This is a genomic window from Bathymodiolus azoricus thioautotrophic gill symbiont (assembly GCF_001298715.1).
In the GTDB taxonomy this organism is placed as follows: domain Bacteria; phylum Pseudomonadota; class Gammaproteobacteria; order PS1; family Pseudothioglobaceae; genus Thiodubiliella.
This window is the reverse complement of the sequence record NZ_CDSC02000096.1, coordinates 1-4,952: the sequence shown is the minus strand read 5'-3', so window position 1 is coordinate 4,952 and position 4,952 is coordinate 1. Positions and strand designations below refer to the sequence as shown.

General features: G+C 35.5%; 3 protein-coding genes. All 3 read right to left on the bottom strand.

Translation table 11 applies throughout. The features are described from left to right. Nucleotides 1-265: 265 nt before the first annotated feature. Genes BAZSYMA_RS01905 through BAZSYMA_RS01895 form a run of 3 tightly spaced genes read right to left on the bottom strand, consistent with a single transcriptional unit; the run spans nucleotide 266 to nucleotide 4,834 of the window. Entirely contained in the window at nucleotides 266-1,441 is a 1,176-nt protein-coding gene (locus tag BAZSYMA_RS01905) for a beta-barrel domain-containing protein (protein ID WP_090715034.1), read from the bottom strand. Then, nucleotides 1,438-3,558, bottom strand: a complete 2,121-nt coding sequence (locus BAZSYMA_RS01900; protein WP_237731661.1) for an ATP-binding cassette domain-containing protein — start codon at nucleotides 3,556-3,558, stop codon at nucleotides 1,438-1,440. The genes BAZSYMA_RS01905 and BAZSYMA_RS01900 overlap by 4 nt, the downstream gene beginning before the upstream one ends. A gap of 16 nt (nucleotides 3,559-3,574) precedes the next feature. Then, nucleotides 3,575-4,834 (bottom strand): TolC family protein, encoded by a 1,260-nt coding sequence (locus BAZSYMA_RS01895; RefSeq protein WP_090715031.1) that lies wholly within the window; start codon nucleotides 4,832-4,834, stop codon nucleotides 3,575-3,577. Nucleotides 4,835-4,952: the final 118 nt, after the last annotated feature.

Sequence of the window (4,952 nt, the reverse complement as noted above, 5' to 3'; positions counted from 1 at the left end):
TGCTCATCAATTAAAGTCTCAACCATTTCAATCTTTGGCGGTAAATTAAAATAATCTACTCTGTATTTAATCGGGGTTTTTCCCAGCGCCTTAGTTTGCGTTTTTTCTTTAGAGTACTCATTATTATAAGCAATTTCAAAGAAAGATTTTTTGATATACTCCTTAGATTGCCATAATGGCTTGTACGCATTAACCTGCGTAACAAGTAAAAAAATCAGTGAAAACTTAAATCCAGACTTGATTAACTTAAACCTAGAAAAAACACTTACTGCTCGTTAAGTGCACCGCCAAAACCTCGTGTAATTGGCTTGGTTAAATATTTAAACAAGGAGCGCGTACCGACTTTAATATCAATGGTACCAGACATTCCTAATTTAACCTTAATTTCTTTAGATTTTGCATTGTTCTTATGCTCTGGACCTTGTATCTCTACATTCACTTGATAAAAAGTAACTTGTCTACCTGATGGGTCTTTATCTAGTAAAGTGTCAGAACTAATATAAGTCACGATGCCTTTTAAACCACCAAAAACTGTATAATCAAATGCATCCAATTTGATGACAACAGGTAGTCCAAGATTGACTCGACCAATATCAATAGGATTAATTCTTGCCTCTAAAATAACACCGCCTTGAGAAGGCGAAACCTCCATTAATTGATCACCAGACCTAAGGACGCCACCAATAGTTGTCACTTTTAATTCCTTAACCACGCCAGAAACAGGTGAATGAATATTAGTATATTCCAAAATACTTTCTTGTTCTCTAAGTTTATGCAGGTTTTTGGCAAGATCCCCTTCTAATCTTTCAATCTCACGAGAAGCTTTTTCATAATATTGATTTTTGACTTCCATAATCATACGCTTAAACTCTAAACGCTTTTGCTTTGATCTTAAAACCTCTAACTCACTTACATCACCCGTTTTGGCCAATGTTTGTGTCATCTCCCACTCCTTGTTGGCAAGATCAAGGCTTTCTTCTAACACGCCAACTTCTTGATTTAAAGAGCGTTTTTTCTGCACATAAAGCGCTTTCTGTGCATTAATAAAATCAGGATAACTTTGTGTTAGTTCGTCAAATACGATTGGCTCTTCCAATACTTCGGCACTTGCTCTTGCTAATGCTGATTTTGAATAGGCAACTTGAGATCTAATCTCATGATAACCAGCTTGAGCTCTATCTTTCTCAAGTGTTGCAAGGAGTTCTCCTTGCTTAACTTGATCACCCTCTGATACCAGCAACTTAGACAAAACACCGCCATCAGCAACTTGAATAATCTGGGTATTCCCATTTGCCACAATACTACCTTGAGAACGCACAGTCTCATCAATATCAAACAAACTCGCCCATAACAAAAAACCAACAAAACCACCCAATAAAACATAACTAACAGAAAATGAATGTTCAATTTTTGACAAAACGGATTCTAATTTTATTTTCATTTTTGCTTTGCCCCTCCAGAAAGCTGAGCGATAATCTCATCTCTTGGACCATCCATAATCACTTGACTTTTGTTAACAACAATTAATCGGTCTATCAATTCTAACATTTCCATTTTATGTGTGACTAACACCAAAGTATCTTCTGGGGTTAGTATTTGTTTAAATAAATTAATCAATAATCTTTCTAAATTTTTATCAACTGAGGCAGTTGGCTCATCAAGTAGCCAAAATTTAGGAGATCGTAAAACCACTCTTGTTAAATTAACCAGTTGTTTTTGACCGCCAGAAAGCCCCATTCCTCCTTCAAATATCTCTTGTTCTAAACCCTTTTCATGGCTTGCAATCACACTATCTAACAACCCTGTCATTTTGGCAACTTCTAAAATCTTGCCATCTCCTGGATCAACCAAACCTAAAATCAAGTTCTCTCTGAGTGTGCCTTTAAACAAACGCCCCTCTTGTTGCAAGAATCCAATTTTTTCAGCTAACATGGGTTTAGAAATATGCGCCAAATCAATATCATCTAGTAAAATTCTACCGATATTTGGTTTATACATGCCGCTCAACAAGCGCAATAGGGTTGTTTTTCCAGAGCCAATTGGACCCAGAACTGCAATTTTCTCGCCTGGTTTAATAGTTAATTCTGGCAACACGAGTGCCACTTTTCCACCATAATTAAATTGTGTCTTAGGCTCAATATAGAATTCTCCACGCAAATTCTCCAAGACAATCGGCTGCTCTATATCGTCATGATCACACTTTAAATCCCAAATAGCATCTAAAGAGCGAATCGCTGATTTGGTGTTAGCCCATTGCACTAAATGAGAAGGGATTTGTGCAACAGGCGCTAAAATTCTACCTGATAAAATTGAACAAGCAATTAAACCACCCATTGTTAAACTACCACCACCAATTAACAGTGCACCTGATGCCACCATTAAAATAAAAGATGACTGTTGAAAAAGAGCAACCATATACTGAGATTGATCTGTCATGCGTTTCATCTCTAAATCATAACCACGCCCTTCGTCAGTCACATTCATCCAATTAGACAGCATGCGCCAACCTCCTTGACCTGATTTAATGGTCTCTGCGCCTTCTACTGATTCAACCAATAATCCAACTTTAAGATTCACCGATTCATTAATGTTATCAGCAAGTGCTTCTATTTTTTTATGAAAATACAAGCCAACAAAAGTTGCAATCACAAAAAATACCACGGGTACTAACGCTAAATAACCGCCAATCAATAAGATTAAAGCTATGTAAAACAATACAAAAGGCACATCAACAATCAAGTAAGTTGTAATTGCTGATAGAAAATTTCGCACTGATTCATAACCTCGCATTTGAGACGCCAAACTTCCTACACTTTTTGGTAATTGATCCATTCTCAGCGATAAAAATCGCTTATAAACATCTCTAGATAAACGCCTATCAACACTTTCAATGAGTTTTTCATACAACCCTGCACGCACTAATTTAGCAACAAACTCTAGTCCAACAATAAAAAGTATGCCAATGGTTAATACGAGCAAAGTTTGTTGCGCACCTGTTGGCACCACACGGTCATAAATTTGCATTGAATAAAATGCACTAGTAACAGCAACCGTATTGATGAGCACACCAGAAACCGAAGCATCGATCAACCATTTTTTATGCCTAATCAACTCAGATTTAACCATTTGAAAAATTCGACTGCTATTTGCATCAAATTTTTTCTTAAGCTTTAAAGAAAAAATCTCATAATCATTAAAATCTTCAATAACAACTTCCAACCAAGTGTTCTGCTCAATTGAAAACCACTCAGAAATCCACTGCTCTTTACTATTAAGGGTTTTTAAAATACCCCATTTTTTTCCAATATTATCAAATATCAATAACGGCAAAAGCGAAGGGTCGTCAACAGATTTAAGTTTTTTAGGTTTGTGTACTAATAATGCCTGACAAATATTTTGTAATATTGAAAAATTAGCAAGACCTTCTTTAACTTCATCTTCAATAACTTGTTGCAATTCAACACGGTCAAAACGCGATCGTTGCATTTGCGATAGACGCTGCAGAGTGCTTAACAGTATTTGTTTAATGTCGTTACTTTTATTTGTATTTGTTGTCATGATTTTTTACTATATACTAAATTGCATCAGCACCTTTAATGCGTATCGCCAAGCGCCAACTAACCGATAAAGACCCTGCAGTCATATCTGCAATCTGAGATTTTAACTGCGCTACTTCACGAATAGAATTCATCACATCTTGCCATTGTTTTCTACCTGCTAAAAATTGTCGATACCAAGACTGTTGTATTTTTTGTGATGCCAATAAAGCAGACTCTAGTAGTTTATTTTGTTTAGATAGTGACTGATAAGAGAGCCAATCATTTTCAAATTCTGTGATTGTTTTTTTGTTCTGGGTCTCTAAATCAAGCAAAATAGAGCGCTCTTCTAATCTTGCTCTCTCAATTTTAGAGAATGCACTTAAACCTGCACCAAAACTGCTAGAGAGTTCAAGAAAAATACGGTTCTCGGTATCGGCATTAACAATATTATGATTGCCCCATTGCCTCTCAACTCTTAAATTAAGCTGTGGAGACAAACTAGATTTTGCTTGCTTATAAGTTGAACGACTCTCTTTAACTTTTCCTGATAATTCTTTTAACTTTGGATCAATTTCAAGCGCTTGATTAAGTAATACTTTTTTCACACCATCAATCACATAATTAGTTGAAATATTTTCAATTAAAAGATCTGTATTTAAAGACTCACCAACCAACTCTTCCAACTGCAGTAATGCCTCTTGATGTTTTGTAATAGCAGAATTTAAATTAGCGCTTACTTGCAGTAGACGACTACTAACTAATAACAAATCACTCCCAGAGGAAAGTCCTTGCTCAATACGACGCTCAATTCTTTTTTGTAAAGACTCATACTCTTGTTTACTTTCAGAAAATGCTTCACGCTTTAAATGACTACCATACCAAGCACTATAAAAACGAATCACATTAAAAGCCAAGTTCCTTTTTACAACACGTGAGATAGACTTACGAATACTCAGTTGTGCCTGAGCTTTTTCCATACCTGCATCAATTCTGCCTCCTGCCCAAAGTATTTGATTAAGCCCCAGCCTAATAACTTTATCATCTCCAAGATAGCTTAGGTCTGCAGTTGAGGCTTTTACTTGGCTTATTGAAATGTTTGGTGTTGGGAAATACTGCCATTTTGCTGACTCAAGACTTTTTTCTGCAGAAGACAACAAAGAGGTGCTTGATTTAATTGAAGGGTGGTAATTAAATGCTTTATAAATCAAACCGTTTAAACTATAATTATCATCTTTTGCATTAACACTCAGACAAAAACTGCTTAATAAAAATACCAATAAATACCTAAAAAACATAGCGCCTCCTAATAAAATTCACCCTATTATAATCTAAAATATGTGTAAAAATTACAGGTGCAATATAAAGATTGTTTTTTATTGACTTTTTTCTATGAATCCTTGTAAATTCGCATCA